Annotated in this window: 16 protein-coding genes and 3 tRNA genes; 10 read left to right on the top strand and 9 right to left on the bottom strand. The window is 52.4% G+C overall.

Translation table 11 applies throughout. From position 1 onward, the window contains the following. Positions 1–8 precede the first annotated feature (8 nt). Together K0I31_RS13110 and K0I31_RS13105 are read right to left on the bottom strand one after the other, a co-directional pair. Positions 9–737, bottom strand: coding sequence for a UDP-2,3-diacylglucosamine diphosphatase (locus tag K0I31_RS13110; protein ID WP_220078668.1), 729 nt, complete (start codon positions 735–737; stop codon positions 9–11). Positions 738–755: 18 nt separating this feature from the next. Further along, entirely contained in the window at positions 756–1,250 is a 495-nt protein-coding gene (locus K0I31_RS13105) for a peptidylprolyl isomerase (protein WP_220078667.1), read from the bottom strand. Between the two features lie 264 nt (positions 1,251–1,514). Between K0I31_RS13105 and cysS the strand changes: the two genes are divergently transcribed. After that, entirely contained in the window at positions 1,515–2,894 is a 1,380-nt protein-coding gene (gene cysS / locus K0I31_RS13100; protein WP_220078666.1) for a cysteine--tRNA ligase, read from the top strand. A 159-nt stretch (positions 2,895–3,053) separates the two neighbouring features. Here the strand turns inward: cysS and folD are convergent, their stop codons facing one another. After that, a complete protein-coding gene (folD, locus tag K0I31_RS13095; protein ID WP_220078665.1) occupies positions 3,054–3,908 on the bottom strand; it encodes a bifunctional methylenetetrahydrofolate dehydrogenase/methenyltetrahydrofolate cyclohydrolase FolD in 855 nt (284 codons plus the stop codon). 346 nt (positions 3,909–4,254) lie between these two features. Here folD and K0I31_RS13090 point away from each other — a divergent pair. The 9 genes from K0I31_RS13090 to K0I31_RS13050 all read left to right on the top strand — a co-directional run bounded on the left by K0I31_RS13090 (position 4,255) and on the right by K0I31_RS13050 (position 13,284). Continuing rightward, positions 4,255–4,331, top strand: a tRNA-Pro gene (locus K0I31_RS13090). 63 nt (positions 4,332–4,394) lie between these two features. Continuing rightward, positions 4,395–4,471: transfer RNA gene (locus K0I31_RS13085), tRNA-Arg, on the top strand. Positions 4,472–4,479: 8 nt separating this feature from the next. Continuing rightward, a tRNA-His gene (locus K0I31_RS13080) sits at positions 4,480–4,555 on the top strand. 251 nt (positions 4,556–4,806) lie between these two features. Beyond that, positions 4,807–6,111, top strand: a complete 1,305-nt coding sequence (gene tig / locus K0I31_RS13075) for a trigger factor (protein ID WP_220078664.1) — start codon at positions 4,807–4,809, stop codon at positions 6,109–6,111. A gap of 89 nt (positions 6,112–6,200) precedes the next feature. After that, entirely contained in the window at positions 6,201–6,812 is a 612-nt protein-coding gene (clpP, locus tag K0I31_RS13070; protein ID WP_011866305.1) for an ATP-dependent Clp endopeptidase proteolytic subunit ClpP, read from the top strand. A gap of 84 nt (positions 6,813–6,896) precedes the next feature. Continuing rightward, positions 6,897–8,177: an ATP-dependent protease ATP-binding subunit ClpX gene (gene clpX / locus K0I31_RS13065; protein ID WP_011866304.1), complete on the top strand. Its 1,281-nt coding sequence runs from the start codon at positions 6,897–6,899 to the stop codon at positions 8,175–8,177. Positions 8,178–8,303: 126 nt separating this feature from the next. Beyond that, a complete protein-coding gene (gene lon, locus K0I31_RS13060; protein WP_011866303.1) occupies positions 8,304–10,661 on the top strand; it encodes an endopeptidase La in 2,358 nt (785 codons plus the stop codon). A 259-nt stretch (positions 10,662–10,920) separates the two neighbouring features. Continuing rightward, positions 10,921–11,193, top strand: coding sequence for an HU family DNA-binding protein (locus tag K0I31_RS13055; RefSeq protein WP_011866302.1), 273 nt, complete (start codon positions 10,921–10,923; stop codon positions 11,191–11,193). A 225-nt stretch (positions 11,194–11,418) separates the two neighbouring features. Then, positions 11,419–13,284, top strand: a complete 1,866-nt coding sequence (locus K0I31_RS13050) for a SurA N-terminal domain-containing protein (RefSeq protein ID WP_220078663.1) — start codon at positions 11,419–11,421, stop codon at positions 13,282–13,284. A 491-nt stretch (positions 13,285–13,775) separates the two neighbouring features. Here K0I31_RS13050 and fabV read toward each other — a convergent pair whose 3' ends face one another. From fabV to K0I31_RS13020, 6 genes are all read right to left on the bottom strand, one after another. Beyond that, entirely contained in the window at positions 13,776–14,978 is a 1,203-nt protein-coding gene (gene fabV, locus K0I31_RS13045; protein WP_220078662.1) for an enoyl-ACP reductase FabV, read from the bottom strand. Between the two features lie 104 nt (positions 14,979–15,082). After that, positions 15,083–15,868 carry a peptide ABC transporter ATP-binding protein gene (locus tag K0I31_RS13040; protein WP_011866299.1) on the bottom strand — a complete coding sequence of 262 codons (786 nt, stop codon included), beginning with the start codon at positions 15,866–15,868 and terminating at the stop codon, positions 15,083–15,085. Further along, a complete protein-coding gene (locus K0I31_RS13035) occupies positions 15,843–16,856 on the bottom strand; it encodes a peptide ABC transporter ATP-binding protein (protein ID WP_220078661.1) in 1,014 nt (337 codons plus the stop codon). Before K0I31_RS13035 ends, K0I31_RS13040 begins: the two co-directional genes overlap by 26 nt. A 12-nt stretch (positions 16,857–16,868) precedes the next feature. Then, positions 16,869–17,759: an ABC transporter permease subunit gene (locus K0I31_RS13030; RefSeq protein WP_220071820.1), complete on the bottom strand. Its 891-nt coding sequence runs from the start codon at positions 17,757–17,759 to the stop codon at positions 16,869–16,871. Beyond that, positions 17,746–18,777, bottom strand: a complete 1,032-nt coding sequence (locus tag K0I31_RS13025) for an ABC transporter permease subunit (protein ID WP_220078660.1) — start codon at positions 18,775–18,777, stop codon at positions 17,746–17,748. Before K0I31_RS13025 ends, K0I31_RS13030 begins: the two co-directional genes overlap by 14 nt. Further along, on the bottom strand, positions 18,777–20,420 hold the full coding sequence (locus K0I31_RS13020; protein WP_220078659.1) for an ABC transporter substrate-binding protein: 1,644 nt from the start codon (positions 20,418–20,420) through the stop codon (positions 18,777–18,779). Before K0I31_RS13020 ends, K0I31_RS13025 begins: the two co-directional genes overlap by 1 nt. Positions 20,421–20,504: the final 84 nt, after the last annotated feature.

Below are 20,504 nucleotides of genomic sequence, written 5' to 3'. Positions count from 1 at the left end.
CGGCTGGCCTATGCATCTGTTTCACCAAAGGGCAGGCTCTGCAGGTTCACTTCCTTGGGGCTGATTTTCAATACGCTGCCTTGCTCATACCAGTCGCCCACCACGATACGCTGAGTGTCGTTGGCGAGCCGATGAATGTCTGGTCTGTGGGTATGACCATGGATCATGCGCTTAGCTCCAGTCTCAGCCATCAGCTGCTCGACCGCGCTCTGCTCCACATCCATGATGCTATAGCTTTTAAGCTGATTGCTCTGCTTACTCTTGCTACGCAGCTTGTCGGCGATGGCGATGCGTTTCGACTTAGGCAGGTGATTGTAGATAAACTTGGCCCAGGCCATATTTCTAAAGCGGCGGAATCTCTGATAAGCCTTATCCAGGGTGCACAGGCTATCGCCGTGGAGCAACACGCTGGGCTCACCATAGAGGTCGATGCTATAAACCTCAGGCAGCAGCGTCATGCCTGCGCGCTTGGCGTACTCTTTACCCAGCAGGAAGTCCCGGTTGCCATGGATAAAATAGATGGGCGTATGGGTCGAGAATCGCTTTAAGCGCTCGGCAAGCTCCAGGGCAAAAGGCTCGGCAATATCATCGCCCACCCAGACTTCAAACAGATCACCCAGGATATAGAGGGCGTCGCAATGGCTGGCATCTTGGTCAAGAAATTGATGGAAGGCGTTTAGGATATCGGGGCGATCGGCACTGAGGTGCAGATCGCCCACAAACAGGGTGTAGTTCAACGAGTGTCGGCCCTGTGATTAAGCTTCGACAGTTACGCTTTCGATGATCACGGCTTCTAGCGGTACGTCTTGATGCATGCCGCGGTTGCCGGTGGCAACGGCCTTGATCTGGTTAACCACATCCATGCCTTCGGTGACTTTACCAAATACACAATAACCCCAGCCTTGTACCGACTCAGATTTGAAGTCGAGGAAGGTGTTGTCGTTGATGTTGATGAAGAACTGCGCGGTGGCCGAGTGTGGATCTGAGGTGCGGGCCATAGCTATGGTGCCGACCAGGTTAGACAGACCATTATTGGCTTCGTTTTCGATCGCTTCGTTGCAACGCTTTTGCGACATATCTTCGGTGAATCCACCACCCTGGATCATGAAACCATCGATAACGCGGTGAAAGATGGTGCCATCATAAAAGCCGTCTTTCGTATACTTGATGAAGTTAGCGACGGTTGCAGGGGCTTTTTCGGCATCGAGTTCGAGTTTAATAACACCGTGGTTGGTTTGCATTGTGATCATATGACTGTATCTCATCATGGTTACTTATTCAGATAGCGCCAGATTCTAGCCTATTAACCAAGGCGCATAAAGGGATGGCGTGACTTTTCTCCCTTGGAACATGCTTAGCCGTGCGATAAACTCTCGCATTTTGCCCTGTCTGGCCCAGAGAATGTGCGGGGGCACAAAAAACGCTTTAGATTCACGCAATCACGCTGGAAGCGGCCGTTTTCAGGTGGTAGACTGAGCGGCCTATTTGTTGTCAATTATCTGTAGAGAATATCAATGTTGAAGCTATACAACAGTCTTACCCGCCAAAAAGAGGAATTTAAGCCAATACAGCCAGGTAAAGTCGGCATGTATGTCTGCGGGGTTACCATTTATGATTTGTGTCATATTGGTCACGGACGTACGTTTGTTGCTTTTGACATGATCGTCAGATACCTGAGATATATCGGCTATGATGTGAATTTCCACCGTAACATCACAGATGTCGACGATAAGATCATCAAGCGCGCCACCGAGAATGGCGAGAGCTGCGACGCCCTTACCGAGCGTCTGACCCAAGAGATGTATCACGACTTCGACGCGCTGAACATGAAGCGCCCCGATTTTGAGCCTCGTGCGACTCAGCATATGCCTGAGATCATCGAGATGGTCGAGCGTCTATTGGAGCGTGATCATGCCTATATTGCCGACAATGGCGATGTGCTCTTCAGCGTTGCGTCCTTCCCTGAATATGGTCGTCTCTCTGGTCAGAACCTGGATCAACTGCAGGCTGGGGCCCGTGTAGAAGTGGACGAGAACAAGCGCGATCCTATGGATTTCGTGCTGTGGAAGATGTCTAAGCCGGGCGAGCCAACTTGGGATTCGCCATGGGGCCCTGGTCGTCCAGGCTGGCATATTGAATGTTCGGCGATGAACAGCAAGCATCTGGGTGAGCATTTCGACATTCATGGCGGCGGTTCTGATCTGCAGTTCCCTCACCATGAAAATGAGATCGCTCAGTCATGCTGCGCCCACGACACCCCGTATGTGAACTACTGGATGCATACCGGCATGGTGATGGTGGACAAGGAGAAGATGTCCAAGTCGCTCAATAACTTTTTCACCATTCGCGACGTCCTCGCGCATTATGACGCTTCGACCGTGCGTTACTTCCTGCTGTCTGGTCACTACCGCAGCCAGCTGAACTACTCGGAAGATAACCTAAAGCAGGCTAAGGCTGCGCTAGAGCGTCTCTACACCGCGCTGAAGGGACTGGACCTGAGCGTCGAGGCAGCGCCAGCAAGCGAGTATGTGGCTAAGTTTAAAGAGGCTATGGACGATGACTTCAATACGCCTGAGGCCTACTCAGTGCTGTTTGACATGGCCCGTGAGATCAACCGTCTAAAAGTTGATGACCTAGCGGCGGCTTCTGCCCTGGGTGTTAGCATGAAGCAGTTGGGTGACGTGCTGGGGATCCTAGAGCAGGATGTCGATGGTTTCTTTAAAGGAGAGGGCAGCGATGATGAGGTGGCCCAGATCGAAGCCTTGATCGCCGAACGTAACCGTGCCCGCGCAGAGAAGGATTGGGCCGCGGCCGATGTGGCGCGTGATGGCCTCAATGCCCTTGGGGTGATCCTTGAAGATGGCCCGGAAGGAACGACCTGGCGTAAGAAGTAAATCGTTATGACGTTTGCCGTCACTTAAAAAGTGACAAGCGTAAAAAAGCCTGCAATATGCAGGCTTTTTTGTATCTGTCGCTTAGTGAATCAAGTCAGACGGCTAATACTTGTCGACATTTAGCCGTCGACGTTAGTCGAGAAAGCTTAGTCGAGAAAGCTAGTCGTGATAGTTTTCCGCGGCGTACAGAGTGTTTTCCAGCAGGCTGGCGATGGTCATAGGACCTACACCGCCCGGTACTGGCGTGATATGGCTGGCTTGCTCGGCGGCCACATCATATTGCACGTCGCCCACGAGTTGACCGCTCTCTAAGCGGTTGATGCCCACGTCGATAACGATGGCGCCCGGTTTAATCCACTCGCCTGGAATAAAGTTCGGCTTACCCACGGCGACGATCAGCAGGTCGGCGCGGCGCACCTTGTCTTCAAGGTCGCGAGTGAAGCGGTGACAGGTAGTGGTAGTGCAGCCGGCTAATAACAGCTCTAGCGTCATCGGGCGGCCAACGATATTAGAGGCGCCAACGACCACTGCGTCCAGACCATAGGTATCTACGCCGGTGGACTTGATAAGTGTCATGATCCCCATTGGCGTGCAAGAACGCAGTACTGGAATGCGCTGAGCCAGACGACCCACATTATAAGGATGGAAACCGTCGACATCTTTGTCCGGGCGAATACGCTCGATCACCTTCGACTCTTCGATATGATCCGGCAGCGGCAGCTGGACCAAGATACCGTCGATGCTCGGGTCTTCGTTGCACTTGTCGATCAGGGCCAGCAGATCGGCTTCCGAGGTTTCGGTCGGCAGGTCAAAAGATTGTGATAGGAAGCCAACCTCTTCACAGGCGCGGCGCTTACTGCCGACATAGACCTGAGAGGCGGGATCGGCTCCCACTAAGATAACGGCTAATCCCGGTACACGTTTTCCAGCCTCTTTGCGGGCGGTTACTTTGGCACTCAGTTGCTTTCGAATGGATTGAGCAATCGCTTTGCCATCGATTATTTGTGCTGTCATGGGGGGTGGATTTCCTTAATATGGCGCGATAATAAAAAATCGGCGACATTTTAACAGGGGGGGCGGAAACTGTCATTGACTTAGCTCGATAACAGTCAGTTCTAATATATGGATAATATAGGATGGGGTTGGGATATGTCTCACTACGCTTAAAAGGATATTTAGGGGGATGAAACTGATTAATCCCGTAGATATTTGCGCGAATTGCTTAATAAAGTTGCGGATAGCTGCTTAAATAGTCAGGCGCGTCGGCATTGCAAAAAAATCGTTGACGCTAACCATATGAGGGGATAATATGCGCTCCGTTCTCGACGACACCCAGAGTATCGTCAGGAAGCAAGATTCTCGGTGATTAGCGCAGTCCGGTAGCGCATCTGGTTTGGGACCAGAGGGTCAGAGGTTCGAATCCTCTATCACCGACCAAATTTTAAAATAACGTGGAGACGTTATTTGCCCTGTTAGGATATGAACCAAGTTCATAACGACGCGCCCGTAGCTCAGTTGGATAGAGCATCCGCCTTCTAAGCGGATGGCCGCAGGTTCGAATCCTGCCGGGCGTACCAAATCAGTGGTGATTGTAGCTCAGTTGGTAGAGCCCCGGATTGTGATTCCGGTTGTCGTGGGTTCAAGTCCCATCAGTCACCCCACTTCTTTCGAAGAAAATAAAAAAGCGACCTCTGGTCGCTTTTTTTACGTCCGTAATTAGAGCTTTGAGGCTCGACTATGCCGAAAACCGTGGCTATAATGTCGCGTCTTGATAAATTTCAACTATGTGCGACGACTGCCAAACCCAGTTACCAAGGCATTTTAGTCGTTTTTTTAGATCAAGAAACGAATACCTTAATAGTTGATGATTCGGCTATTACAAAAGACGTTTGACATATTTCGAGGTAAAACAATGCAAGTTTCTGTAGAAACAACACAAGGTTTAGAGCGCCGCCTAACTATCTCTGTTCCTGCTGAGCAGATTGAAAAAGCCGTTTCTGATAGTTTGAAAAATGAAGCTAAGCGTGCACGTATTCCTGGTTTCCGTCCAGGCAAGGTACCTGTAAGCGTGATCAACAAGCGTTATGGTAAAGCGATTCGTCAAGAGATCACTGGCGAAGTAATGCAACGTAACTTTATCGAAGCCATCATCGCAGAAAAGTTGAACCCAGCCGGTGCACCAACTTTCGTTCCTGGTGAAACCGACGCTGAAAACTTCCAGTTTGTTGCTACCTTCGAAATCTACCCAGAAGTAGAACTAAAAGGCCTAGATGCGATTGAAGTTGAGCAACCAACTGCCGAAGTTACCGATGCAGACGTTGATGCAATGATCGAAACGCTGCGCAAGCAACACGCTACGTTCGAAGCGGTTGAGCGTGAAGCTGCCGAAGGCGACAAGGCGAAGATCGACTTCGTTGGTTCTATCGACGGTGAAGAGTTCGAAGGCGGCAAGGCTGAAGATTTCGAACTTCAACTAGGCAGCGGCCGTATGATCCCAGGTTTCGAGTCTGGTGTTGAAGGTCACAAAGCCGGTGAAACATTCGATATCGACGTGACTTTCCCAGAAGACTACCACGCAGAAAACCTGAAGGGTAAAGTAGCTAAGTTCGCTATTACTCTGAAAGAAGTACAAGCGGCTAACCTACCAGAAGTGAACGACGAGTTCGCTAAGCTGTTCGGCGTTGCCGATGGCGGCCTAGAAGCGCTGAAAGTTGAGATCCGTAAGAACATGAGCCGTGAGCTTGAGCAAGCGCTTAAAGCTAACGTCAAAGATCAAGTGCTAAACGGTCTGCTTGAGCAAAACGAAATCGACCTGCCTAAGGCACTAATCGATGGCGAAGTCAACGTTCTGCGTCAACAAGCTATGCAGCGTTTCGGCAACCAAGCCGCTAACATGCCTGAGCTACCAGCTGACCTGTTCACCGAGCAAGCCGAGCGCCGCGTAAAAGTGGGTCTGCTACTTGGCGAAGTGATCAAGACTAACGAGCTGAAAGCTGACGACGAACGTGTTCAAGCGCTGATCGCTTCTATGGCTTCTGCCTATGAAGATCCACAGGAAGTTATTGAATACTACAATAACAACCAAGAGATGATGCAGAACATGCGTAACGTTGCGCTAGAAGAGCAAGCTGTTGAAGCACTGCTGAAAACTGCCAAGGTTACCGAGAAAGCAGTTCAATTCGAAGAATTTATGAACAAGGCTACCGGTCGCGCGTAACCTATGCTTGACTTAAATGGCTGTTAGCCATTTATAATGGCTCGTATGAGGCTCCTCATGCGGGCCGTTTTTATTTAGGGAAGTTAATAATGCAAAATGCGCCAGAATCAGTACTGAATGCACTTGTGCCTATGGTCGTTGAACAAACTGCCAAAGGGGAACGTTCATATGATATTTATTCTCGTCTGCTCAAAGAGAGGGTGATCTTTCTCGTTGGTCAGGTTGAAGAGCATATGGCTAACCTGATTGTGGCTCAGCTACTGTTCCTCGAGTCTGAGAGCCCAGATAAAGATATCTATCTTTATATTAACTCTCCTGGTGGCTCGGTCACTGCGGGGATGGCGATTTATGATACCATGCAGTTTATTAAGCCAAATGTCAGCACAGTCTGCATCGGTCAGGCCGCCAGTATGGGCGCCTTCCTGCTTGCCGGTGGTGCCAAGGGTAAGCGTCACTGTCTGCCAAACTCACGTGTAATGATCCATCAGCCATTGGGTGGCTTCCAGGGCCAGGCCTCTGATATCGCGATTCATGCACAAGAGATCTTGGGCATTAAGAACAAGCTGAACCAGATGCTTGCCGATCATACAGGCCAGCCGCTGGAAGTGATCGAGCGCGATACGGATCGTGACAATTTCATGAGTGCAACCGAGGCCGCAGAGTACGGATTGGTTGACTCTGTGCTCGATAAACGAGGCTGATATTTGTCGCTTGCTGAGCTATGATCAGTAAAAGGCGTAAGAGAAGAATTGTGCAGTGAGTGAAACTGCAAAAGAGGTAAACTAATGGGCGACAACAAAAGTAACGGTGATAGCGGGAAACTGCTGTACTGCTCTTTTTGTGGAAAGAGTCAGCATGAGGTTCGTAAGCTCATCGCCGGCCCTTCTGTGTATGTATGTGACGAGTGTGTAGAGCTTTGCAACGATATTATCCGTGAAGAGATACGTGAGATATCGCCAAAGCAAGATCAAGATAGATTACCTACGCCACATGAGCTCAGAGCGCATCTTGACGACTATGTCATAGGTCAAGAGAAGGCGAAGAAAGTCTTATCTGTTGCTGTATATAACCACTATAAACGTTTAAAGAATGCCACCCCTAAAGATGGTGTCGAGCTAGGTAAGAGTAACATCTTGCTTATTGGCCCAACGGGTAGTGGTAAGACGCTGCTTGCCGAGACCTTAGCTCGGTTCTTGAATGTGCCTTTTACCATGGCCGATGCCACCACCCTGACAGAAGCCGGTTATGTGGGTGAGGATGTCGAGAACATCATTCAGAAGCTGCTGCAGAAATGTGACTACGATGTCGAGAAGGCCCAGCGTGGTATCGTCTATATCGATGAGATCGATAAGATCAGCCGTAAGTCAGATAACCCATCAATCACCCGTGACGTGTCTGGTGAAGGTGTGCAGCAGGCCCTGCTTAAGCTGATCGAAGGCACAGTGGCTGCCGTACCGCCTCAAGGCGGCCGTAAGCATCCACAGCAGGAGTTCTTGCAGGTCGATACTTCTAAGATCCTCTTCATCTGTGGTGGCGCCTTTGCGGGCCTAGAGAAGGTGATCGAGCAGCGCTCTCATGTCGGTACCGGCATAGGTTTCGGCGCCGAGGTGAAAGGCGAGGCAGATAAGGCGACTATCTCAGACGTGTTGCTGCAGGTTGAACCTGAAGATCTGGTGAAATATGGTTTGATCCCTGAGTTCATCGGTCGTCTGCCTGTGCTGGCAACCCTGGCCGAGCTGGATGAAGCGGCGCTGATTCAGATCCTGTCTGAGCCAAAGAATGCGCTGACTAAGCAGTTTGCCGCCCTGTTCGAGATGGAAGGGGTTGAGCTTGAGTTCAGAGAAGATGCCCTCAAGGCAATTGCCCTGAAAGCGATGGATCGTAAGACAGGGGCTCGCGGTCTGCGTTCAATCGTCGAAGGCATTCTACTGGACATCATGTACGACCTGCCATCGACCGAGAACGTGGCCAAGGTGGTTATCGATGAGTCTGTGGTTAAGGGCGAGTCCGCTCCTATCCTCATCTACGAAGCCAACGAGACGCAAGCCGCGGTGGCTGAACAATAATTCGGCTAACGTGAAGCGAAATAAACATAAAGGAGTCCACTGGGCTCCTTTTTTTATATTTGCCATTGAAACCCACTGAAACACCCCAATATACTCATTAATATTGTTACCAAACGGAATCGAGCTATGACCTTAGAGCGTGAAGCGCGAATCGAACTCCCGGTACTGCCATTGAGAGACGTGGTGGTTTACCCCCATATGGTTATTCCCCTGTTTGTCGGTCGGGAAAAATCTATTCGCTGCCTGGAAGCAGCTATGGAGCAAGATAAGCAGATTATATTAGTGGCCCAGCGCGATGCTGAATTAGATGAGCCGACCAGCGATGATATCTTCGAGGTCGGAACCGTCGCCTCTATCTTGCAATTGCTCAAACTGCCTGACGGCACAGTGAAGGTGCTGGTCGAAGGTGGCCAGCGTGCCCGTATCGACAAGTACACTCAAGAAACCGAATTTTTTGTGGCGACCGCCCAATACCTCGAATCGGAAGAACTTGCCGATAAGGAAGAGGAAGTATTGGTGCGATCGGCCATCGGTCAGTTCGAAGGTTATATCAAGCTAAACAAGAAGATCCCGCCAGAGGTATTAACCTCACTGTCGGGGATCGATGAAGCCGCGCGCCTTGCCGATACCATGGCGGCCCATATGCCACTTAAGCTTGAAGATAAGCAGGCGGTGCTGGAGATGGTTAACGTCTCCGAGCGCCTCGAATATCTGATGGCCATGATGGAGTCAGAGATCGATCTGCTGCAGGTGGAGAAGCGTATTCGCTCCCGCGTGAAGAAGCAGATGGAGAAGAGTCAGCGCGAGTATTACCTCAACGAGCAGATGAAGGCGATTCAGAAGGAGCTTGGGGATATCGACGAGTCTCACGACGAGTTTGAGACCCTGACCCGCAAGATTGAAGAAGCCGGCATGCCGAGCGAGGCCAAAGAGAAGGCCACCGCTGAGCTGAACAAGCTGAAGATGATGTCGCCTATGTCCGCCGAGGCCACTGTGGTGCGCAGCTATGTCGACTGGATGATCTCTGTGCCCTGGAAACAGCGCTCTAAGATCAAGCGTGATCTCGCCAAGGCCCAGGATGTGCTGGACACAGACCATTATGGTCTGGAAAAAGTTAAAGAGCGCATCCTCGAGTATCTGGCGGTGCAGAGCCGTGTAAAACAGCTTAAGGGACCTATCCTGTGTCTCGTGGGGCCACCGGGTGTGGGTAAGACCTCTCTGGGGCAATCTATCGCCAAGGCGACCGGCCGTAAGTATGTGCGCGTAGCGCTCGGCGGCGTGCGAGATGAAGCGGAGATCCGTGGTCATCGCCGTACCTATATCGGCTCAATGCCGGGTAAGGTGATCCAGAAGATGTCTAAGGTTGGCGTTAAGAACCCGCTCTTCCTGCTCGATGAGATCGATAAGATGAGCAGCGACATGCGTGGTGATCCGGCGTCGGCGCTGCTTGAGGTGTTAGACCCTGAGCAGAATGCGACCTTTAGCGATCACTACCTGGAAGTCGATTACGACCTCTCTGATGTGATGTTTGTGGCGACCTCTAACTCGATGAACATTCCTGGCCCGCTACTCGACCGTATGGAAGTGATTCGTCTGTCGGGTTACACCGAAGATGAGAAGCTCAACATCGCTAAGCAGCATCTGTTGCCTAAACAGATAGAGCGTAACGGCCTCAAGGCCAGCGAAGTCAACGTCGATGAGAGCGCCATTATCGGCATCATTCGCTATTACACCCGCGAAGCAGGTGTGCGTGCACTTGAGCGCGAGCTGTCTAAGATCTGCCGTAAGGTAGTTAAACAGATCCTGCTGGACAAGTCGGTGAAGCATGTGGATGTCAACCAAGACAACCTCAAGTCTTTCCTCGGCGTGCAGCGCTTCGACTACGGTAAGGCCGAGTCGAACAACCAGATTGGCCAGGTGACAGGCCTAGCCTGGACCGAAGTAGGGGGCGATCTGTTGACCATAGAGGCCACCTCTGTGCCGGGTAAGGGCAAGCTGACCTACACTGGCTCATTAGGTGACGTGATGCAGGAGTCGATTCAGGCGGCCATGACAGTGGTACGTGCCCGCGCCGAGCAGCTGGGCATCAACCCAGATTTTTACGAGAAGCGTGACATTCACGTGCACGTGCCTGAGGGAGCTACGCCGAAAGACGGTCCTTCTGCCGGTGCGGCCATGTGTACTGCTTTGGTCTCTAGCCTGACAGGTAACCCTGTGCGCGCCGATGTGGCCATGACGGGTGAGATCACCCTGCGTGGTGAGGTCTTGCCAATCGGCGGTCTGAAAGAGAAGCTGCTGGCGGCTCATCGCGGCGGAACTAAGCTGGTGCTTATTCCTAAGGAGAACGAGCGTGACCTCGAGGAAATCCCAGCCAATGTCGTGGCCGACCTTGAGATCAGACCCGTACGTTGGGTGGATGAGGTGCTTAAGCTGGCGCTAGAACGACCAATCGAAGGCTTTGAAGTTGTTAAAAATTTGGTCTAACGCAAGAAAATGCCTATTTGCATTAAAAAAAATGCAAAAAGGGGCTTTTTAAAATCTAAACCTGTGGTAGCCTAGGTCTGTGGATAGCATTTTAGCTGCAGCCCTTGGCGCTGCTGGTTTTTAGGCTTATTCCAATTTTATTTCTTAGGTTTTCCTATTTGGCTTGAACTTTAGTTTCAAGCTTGTTATAAAAAGCCTCCGCAGACCGCTCTAGAGAAGGATTTGGTTGCGGCGCAAAAATTAAATTCAAGGGGATGACATGAACAAATCTGAACTAATCGAGAAAATCGCTTCTGGTGCTGATATCTCTAAAGCGGCCGCTGGTCGTGCTCTAGATTCTTTTATTTCTGCTGTGACTGATGGCTTAAAAGATGGCGATAAAATCTCTCTAGTTGGTTTTGGTACTTTTGAAGTGCGTCAACGCGCAGAGCGTACTGGTCGCAACCCACAGACTGGTAAAGAGATCAAGATTGCTGCAGCAAACATTCCAGCATTCAAGGCCGGTAAAGCACTTAAAGACGCTGTAAACTAAGACACACTTAGTTAAGGTGGCCTTTGTAAACCTTACGAGTAGTTTGATAAGCACTGTTTAGACAGTGCTTTTTACGAGTAGGGGTTTTGATAATGTAACCCTCATTATCAAGCCGTTGGCCTAACATTACGCACTGTGTAAACTAGGTCTACAAATTACAAAAATGGCGCATCCTCCAATAGGTGATGCGCCTTTTTATTTTTATTGCAACGAGCGAGAAGTCTGATGTTAGAAAAGATTCGCGAAGGCTCACAGGGCGTGATTGCTAAAGGCATTCTCGTTCTTGTCATTTTGTCCTTTGCATTTACTGGCGTGAGTAGCTATTTGGGTTCATCTTCGGAGCCGAGCGCGGCTACGGTTAATGGTGAAGAGATCAGTAAATCTGCACTGGAGCAAGCCTATCAAAGCGAGCGTGCTCGATTAGAGCAGCAACTGGGTGATATGTACGACACCTTGGCCAGCAACGAAAGCTACCTGGCTAGCGTTAAGCAGAATGTATTAGAGCGCCTGATCGCCGACAAGTTGGTGGATCAAGCCACTGCCGACTTAGGGCTTACAGTGTCTGATCAACAGATCAAGACGGCTATCATGAATGAGCCTGCCTTCCAAACCGACGGTAAGTTTGACAACGACCGTTACCTTGCGCTAATTCGCCAGCTGGGCTATCAAGCCAACAGCTTCCGCGACATGATGCGTGGTGACATGACACGTCGTCAGCTAGTGGTGACCGTTGTAGGTTCTGAATTTGTGTTGCCTGGTGAAGCCGAGTATCTGGCCAAGATCCAGGGGCAAACCCGTGACATTCGTTACCATGTGGTCGATGCCGAGCCTATGCTGGCCGCAGTAAGTGTGAGTGACGAAGAAGCGAATACCTACTATCAGCAAAATCAGTCGCTGTTTGTGCGTCCTGAAACCATTGCGCTGGATTATATCGAGCTAAGTGCTAATCAATTGGCCTCGGCGATTCAGGTAAGCGATGAAGAAGCTAAGACCTATTACGACGAGAACAAGGCGCAGTACCTGCAGCCTGAGAAGCGTCTGGCCGCCCATATCTTGGTGAGCCTGGGTGATGATGAAGATGCAGCTAAGGCTAAGGCCGAAGCTATCATGACTAAGCTCAAGGCGGGTGAAGATTTTGAGGCGCTGGCTAAGAGTGATTCAGATGACAGCTTCAGCGGTGAGCAGGGCGGTAAGCTGGATTGGTTCGAACAGGGCGTGATGGAAGCGCCTTTCGACCAGGCGCTATTCGCACTGGAAAAAGGTCAGTACTCAGACATAGTGAAGACCAGCTTCGGTTACCACATCATCAAGCTGCTCGATCTACAAGCGGCATCGACCTCGCCATTTGAGGCTGTAAAAGACAAGATCGTTGCCCAGATCCAGCAAGACAAGGCAGTTAACGAGTTTTATACCCTGCAACAGCGCCTGTCTGACGTGAGCTACGAAGTACCCGATACCCTAGCCGAAGCGGCTAAAGAAGTGGGCGTTGCGGTTAAGACCAGCCCTGTATTTACTCGTGACAATGCGCCAGAGCCACTAAACTCTGCCGATGTGCTTAAGGCCGCCTTCTCTAACACGGTTCTGCTCGATGGCATGAACAGTGATGTGATCGAGCTGGGTGATAACCATGTGGTCGTGGTGCGTGTGAATAAGCACGCTGCGGCGGGCACCATGGAGTTTGCCGACGTGAAGGCGACCATTGTCGAGCGTCTCAAGCAAGATAAGGCTAACGAGCTGGCGCGCGACAAGGCACAAGAGATGATGGCAGCGATCAAGGGCGGTGAGATCCCGGCCGAGATGATCACTCGCACTCAGCTAAGTCGTGGCGAGCAAGGCATAGATACCTCTATCGTTAGCAAAGCGTTCGAGATGGCCCAGCCAGCCGAGCAGTTTGTGGTTGATACTGCGGCCCTGGCTAACGGCTATGCCGTGGTGATTCTCGATAAGGTGAATCAAGCCGAGAGCGTAGATGAGAGCCTGGTTACGGCCCTTAAGCAACGTTTGAACTCTCAGTACAGTGAGAACGACTACCGCGCGCTTATCGCCGCGCTGAAGGCTCAGGCGGAAGTGGTTTACACGCCAGCCGAATAACTTATCTTGAGAATAAGATGGGTTGCCAAAAGCCAGTCCTAGTGACTGGCTTTTTTGTTTCTAAGATTTGGCCATAGGACATTCAACTCGGTTTGACAGTTCGTTCAGAGCGACAATCCGACTAAGGGGGGATATCTGCCTAAGTTGCTGCTTAGAAGCCATTTCCGCCGTTTCCTTAGGGGAGGTGGGTGTCGATAACCGCCTTTCTATCGAGTGTTTGGTCTAGGCTTCTAGCCAGTAGCGGTCAGCATCTGCTTTTGCAGTTATCACTCTGGATTGTCTTCTATGGGGGATAGGTAGGGAGATTGTCTTTAGCCTACTCATAACGCCGCTTAGAAGAGATGAGTTGAGAGAATGCAACTTTTATTGGGGCTTATGGCAGGTTTCACCAATCGCGCCCTGATAGTGCCTCTGAGGCGCTCCAGGGAAAATAAGCCGGAAAACAAAAAGCCACGGCAATGGCCGTGGCTTTTTATCGATGAGCGAGCGGTTTAGAACTGCTCGACGTCGAAGTTCACCTCAGGGTTCACATCGGCGTCATAGTCTACAGACTCGATACCGAAGCCGAACAGCTTGAGGAACTCTTCCTTGTACTCACGGTAGTCGGTGAGTTCGCTGAGGTTATCTGTGGTGATGGTCGGCCATAGGTCGCGGCAGTGCTGCTGAATTTCGTCACGAAGCTCCCAGTCGTCCAGACGCAGGCGGTTAGCATCATCGACTGCCGGTGCTGCACCGTCGGCGCGGTAGAGGCGCTCGTGGAACATACGGTTGATCTGCTCCTGACAGCCCTCGTGCAGACCCTCTTCGCGCATCTTCTTAAATACCATGGCGATGTAGAGTGGCATTACCGGGATGGCCGAACTTGCCTGAGTAACCACACTCTTGAGCACGGCAACGTTGGCGCTGCCACCTGTGGCCGATAGCTTGTCGTTGAGTGCGTGCGCGGCGCGGTCAAGGTCCATCTTGGCCTTGCCCAGGGCACCGTGCCAGTAGATAGGCCAGGTCAACTCTGTGCCTATGTAGCTGTAGGCAACTGTCTTACAATCTGGAGTCAGCACGCCAGCCTCGGCCAGGGCATTGATCCACAGTTCCCAATCCTGACCGCCCATGACGGTAACAGTATCTTCAATCTCTTGCTCTGTGGCCGGCTCTACGCTGGTTTCGATGATCAGATCTTTGTTGGTATCAACCGCGGTAGACTTGTATGTCTCGCCAATCGGCTTCAGTGAAGAGCGAATCAGCTCGCCGCTGTCAGGCAGTTTTCTTACCGGAGAGGCCAGTGAGTAGACGACCATGTCTACCTGACCCAGATCTTGCTTGATCAGATCGATAGCTTTCTGCTTGGCTTCATGGCTGAAGGCATCACAGTTAAGGCTCTTAGAATAGAGGCCGTCTTGCTTTGCAAACTTGTCGAAGGCCGCTGAGTTATACCAGCCTGCCGTACCAGGCTTAGTCTCGGTACCTGGTTTTTCAAAAAAGACGCCGAGGGTTGCCGCGCCGCTGCCAAAGGCTGCCGCAATGCGCGAAGATAGACCATAGCCACTTGAAGAGCCGATCACTAATACTTTCTTAGGGCCGTTGGCGACAGGGCCTTTTGCCTTAGTGATGTTGATTTGCTCTAGTACATTTGCTTCACAGCCAACCGGATGAGTGGTGGTACAAATAAAGCCACGTGTTTTGGGTTTGATTATCATGTTTCTGCTTCTCTTGAAAAAGTGCCATAAGGATAATTAAACCACGCTGAAATGGCACACCTTTTTTAATAATAAGACGTTAATGTTCCAGTGGTTGGAGCAGTTTAACGCTTGTAGGAAAACATGGTCTGTTCCTGAATAAGCCGCTGGGTGTATTCATGCTCGGGGGCGTTAAACAGCTTCTCTGTGGTGGCTTTTTCCACCATCTTGCCCTGGTGCAATACCATGATCTTATCGCTGAAATGGCGAATGATATTCATGTTGTGGGACACGAAGATATAGGAGAGTCCCATCTCCTGCTGCAGCTTGAGCAGCAGGTTCAGAATCTGCGAGCGAACCGAGAGATCCAGCGCCGTTAATGCCTCGTCGGCGATGATGATTTTTGGGTTTAACATCAAGGCCCTGGCTACCGCTACCCGCTGTTTCATCCCCTCTGAGATCATGTGAGGGTAGAAGTCGGCGTGCTCGGGCAGCAGGCCAACCTTGCGCAGGGTATCCACTACCTGAGCGAAGCGCGCCTGCTTGTCCAGATCCGTATTGAACCTTAAGGGCTCATCCAGCAGCTCACCCACAGTCAAGCGCGGGTTGAGCGAGGTGTTGGGGTCCTGGAAAATCATCCGAATGAGCCTGCAACGCTGCTTCAGGTTGCGGCTTTCCAGCGCTTCGCCCTCAAATAAGATCTCGCCATCGGTGCGCTGCTCGGCGCCCACCAAGATACGCGCCAGGGTGCTCTTGCCCGAGCCTGTCTCGCCCACGATCGCCAGGGTCTCGCCGCGATTAAGCTCGAAGGAGATGGGCTCGAGGGCATGATTATACTGGCGCTTAAAGCCCTTATAGCCGGCGAAAAAGGTTTTACTGAGTCGATTAACTTTTAGTAAGGGGCTCTTCATGGCATGGCTCATTGTGATAAGGGAAATGACAGGCAAAATAGCGATCTTTCTGGTGACACAGGCTTGGCTGGTTGACGCAGAGCTTCTGTGCTTGGGGGCAGCGGGGGCCGAGTCGGCACCCTATGGGCAGATGCTGTAGCGCCGGCGCAGAGCCTGGCAACGTCTGCATCATGGTCTTGTGGTGCTCGGGATTGGAATAATCGGGAATGTTATCCAACAGCGCCTTGGTGTAAGGGTGATAGGGATTGGCGATAACATCGCTGGCCACTCCCGATTCCATCACCTGACCGCTGTACATCACGGTTAGGCGGTCACACCACTGTGAAAGCGTCTCTAATTCATGACTAATCAATAGGATAGATACGTTTTGTAGCTGATTGAGTTTACTCAGTAGACGGAAGATCTGTGCCTGAGTGCGTACCTCCATCGAGTTGGTGGGCTCGTCGGCAATCAGCAGCCTGGGCTGGTTGGCCACGGCGATGGCGATCATCACCTTTTGGCACTCACCGTCGGAGAGCTCCCAGGCGTAGCTGGACATGATCTTCTGGGTCTCTTTGATACCTACCTTATGCAGCCACTGCTGAGCCTTCTTGCGCTTATCGCTGCCGCGTTTCCACCAGGGGAGTTCCTTGTTTTCCGGCATCGCCTCGATGATCTGGGTGCCGACGGCTATGGCCGGGTCTAAGCTACTGATGGGATCTTGAAAGATCATCGCCATCTCGCTCCCCATGAGTACACGTCGCTCGCTGGGCGACATGTCCATCAGGTTCTGGCCATCCCACATCATGCGATCCGCCTGAATTGTCCAATTGTGTCCCGGGATCCCCAGGATGGCCTTGGCCAGCAGGGTGCGGCCGGAGCCCGACTCGCCCACTAGGCCGTGAACCTCGCCCGGATTGAGGGTAAGGCTCACACGCTCCAGGGCTTTTACGCGGCCGTGGGGCGTATCCAGTTCTATGGTGAGGTTTCTAATGTCCAGTAATGGCATAGCAGCGTCTCGTTAGGAGCGAATCGGCGAGAGGGCCGAACGCAGTCCGTCTCCCACCAGGTTAATGGCTAGCACGCTACAGAGAATGGCGACGCCGGGAATGGTGACCGTCCAAGGAGCGGTGAGCAGGTTGTCCAACCCCTGAGACACCATGGCGCCCCATTCTGGGCTAGGGGCCTGAGCCCCTAGGTTAAGGAAGCCCAGTGCGGCGATATCCAAGATAGCGGCCGAGATCCCTAAGGTGGTCTGAATGATCATGGTATCCATGACGTTTGGTAGGATCACATACCAGAAGATCTGTAGGCTGTTGGCACCATCGAGTCTGGCGGCGGTGACATACTCTTTCTGTAACTCTTCGTGCACCGCCTGATGAATGGCGCGTACAAACTGCGGGGTGAGGGCGATGCCCACGGCCCAGAAGACGTTGCCAAGCCCTGGTCCTGTGACCGCCACCACTAGAATCGCCATCAGCAGCGAGGGGATAGATAACAGGGCGTCTAGCAGGTGGCTCAAGATACTCGACTTGAGGCCCTTCATCATGCCCGAGATGGAGCCTATGATGAAACCCAGCAGCAGGGCGGTGATAACGATTGCCAGCGCCATACCGAAGGTGAGGTGGGCGCCATGGAGCAGACGGCTGAAGATGTCGCGGCCCAGGTCGTCTGTGCCTAGGAAGTGCTCTACCGTGCCAGTGGGCTCCCAGGAGGGCGCGAGCAGCAGCGCCAAGGGATCTTGATGCTCAGGGCTATAGGGGGCGATAAGCGGGCCAAATAGAGCCAAAAGCAGCAGACAGCAGACGGCCCAGAGCCCGGCGAAGGCGAACGGGTTGTCGGTAAAGGCGGACCAGATCCGGCTCAGGGGCGAGGGGATATGATCTTCCTGATAGATTTTAATTTGCGGCATAGAGCTCTTTCCTGCTGAGGGGGTTCATTGCCGTATGGATCACCTCGATAAGAATGCTTAAGAAGATGATGATTAAGGCGACGGCGAGGATCCCGCCCTGTATCACAGTATAATCCCGTTGGTAAATCCCGGAGACCAGCCAGGCGCCCACGCCAGGCCAACTAAAGATCACCTCCACCACCATAGCATAGCTGGCGAAGGCGCCCAGCATGAGGCCGAGGTTTTTCAGCACGGGAATAAAGGCGTTCGGCAATGCGTGGCGCAGCACTATGATGCTGGTGTGAAGGCCACGGGCCTCGGCGGCCTTGATATAGGTCTGATCCATGATGGATATCATCGCCGCGCGGGTGATACGCACCACCACGGTAAAAGGCAGTACCGCCAGGGTCACCGCCGGTAAGATGATATGCAGCAGGGCGTCGATAAAGGCCGAGGTGGCGTATTGCGAGTCCGACAGCAGGGTATCGATCAGCAGAAAGCCGGTGACCGGGCGTATGTCATACAGCAGATTAATCTGCCCCGAAATCGGCAGCCAGCCCAGCTGCACACCAAACCAGAGCGACAACGACAGGCCGAGCCAGAACACGGGAATGGAGTAACCTGTCAGGGTGATCGCCATGATGGTGTGCTGGGTGATCTTATGTTTGCTCAAGGAGGCAAGCACTCCCAGCGGCAGGCCCAATACCAGGGCGATCAGTCCGGCGACAATCCCCAGCTCGAAACTGGCGGGCAGCACGGCGGTGAGCTCGTCGATCACCGGATTCTGTGAGGTGGCCGATATGCCGAGGTTGCCCGACAGGCGCTGCTGCAGGTAGGCGAGAAACTGATGTGCCTGTGAGCTATCGAGTTGATAATCTTGCGCTATTTGCGTCAGGTCCTGGGCAGTTGGTGATTGCAGGCCGGTTAATGCAAAGGTGTGAGCGACGGGAAACTTTCCGGTGGCGATAAACATCACCAGGAAAAGCACCAGTGAGGTCGCCAAGAAAAGATTTAACCTACGGATCAGGTATCTGGCCATCAGTTACTCTCCTTGTTGTCGCTGGCAAGGCGAGGCTGGGCGGACGTCTTGGTGAAGGAGATGCCGCCAAAGGGGGTCAGCTTAGCCTCGGTCACCGATTTTTGTTTCACTACCATGCGGGTTGCGTGGGCGAAGGGCAGCATAGGTACCTGTTCGGCTACATACTGCTCAGCCTCTTGATAGAGACGCGCTCGCTTCTCTCTGTCTGTGGTGGACTTGGCCGCGTTGAGGATATGGTCGAAGGCGGGGTCGCACCAGCGCGAACGGTTACTGTTTGAGCCCACCGAGGCGCAGCTTAAAATGGGGGTAAAGAAGTTGTCGGGGTCGCTGTTGTCGGCGTTCCAGCCGATGAGCACCGAGTCGTAACCATGCTGGCTCAGCTTCTGATTGAAGACGCTCCAGTCGTAGTTGACGATATTGACCTTAACGCCAATGTTGGCCAGGTCCGCCTGGATAAGCTCGGCTGTCTTATGGGCGTTGGGGTTGTAGATACGGGCGACCGGCATGGCCCAGATATCTATAGTGAGGTTTTTCACTCCAGCCTCGTCGAGTAGCTCGCGGGCTTTCTCTGGGTTGTAATCGATCATCTTCTCGTTGGCCGAATAGGCCCAGGAGAGTGGTGGCAGCAGGCCCACCGCCTCTTCGGCCGTCTTCTGGTACACGGCTCTGAGGATGTTCTCTTTGTCTATGGCGTGGGCCAGTGCGCGGCGCACCCTGACATCGTTAAAGGGGATCCGCTCGGTATTAAAGGCCCAGAAGGCGACGTTAAATCCGGGGAGCGACTCCACCTCGAGATCTTCTTTCTCGATCACCACCGGCAGTTCACCGGCCTTAGGCAGGGCCGAGACGTTACAGTCGCCGGTGATAAGCTTAGCTAGGCGGGTAGTGCTCTTTGGCGTGATATCAAACACCAGCTGGTCGACCTCTGGGGTCAGGCGCCAATAGTAGGGGTTGCGGTAGTAACGAATAAAGTCGTTCTTGACGTAATCGATCAGCCTGAATGGCCCGGTCCCTATGGCCAGTTTGTCCAGCAACTCTTCCTGGCCCGTGCGCTGTAGTTGGTCGGCATATTCTTTAGAGAGGATCACCGCAAAGCCTGTCGCCAGGTTAGAGAGGAAAGAGGCATCCTTGTGCTTGAGATGAAAGGCGACATGGTAGTCATCTATCTTCTCTATGTCGTCGATAAGCTCGGCAAAGCCGATACTCTGGAAGAAGGGATAACCGCTTTTAGAGACAAAGTGATAGGGATTGTCGGTATCTATGATGCGGTTGAAAGAGAAGAGCACATCGTCGGCATTAAAGTTGCGACTCGGGGTAAAGATGTCGGAGCGATGAAATTGCACGCCCTGGCGTAGCTCGAAGGTGTAGACTTTCTCGTCATCGCTCAGGTGCCAGGAGGTGGCGAGAGACGGGGTCATCTCACCGGTTCTGGCGTCGTAATCCACCAGACCGTCGTAAAGCTGCTGTGAGGTCGCATCGACTGTGGTCCCAGAGGTGACCAATTGGGGGTTGAAGGACTCAGGGTTGCCTTCAGAGCAATAGACCAATCCCGAGGGCACTCGCGTCGGTCCACAGGCCGACAGCAGTGGCACGATACAACAAAACGCCGAACCTAACGTGAGACGTTTGAGTAGCTCTTTCATCAGCAGATGTAATAGTTATTTGAATGAAGGGGTTTATTTTAACAGTGGTCTGGAGTTAGGGGCAAACATCATCTGCCCCAGGTG

Origin of the sequence: Shewanella spartinae (assembly GCF_019457555.1) — a bacterium.
Classification (GTDB): Bacteria; Pseudomonadota; Gammaproteobacteria; order Enterobacterales; family Shewanellaceae; genus Shewanella; species Shewanella loihica.
Note: the sequence above shows the minus strand (reverse complement) of the source record. Positions and strands in the feature narration are given on the sequence as shown.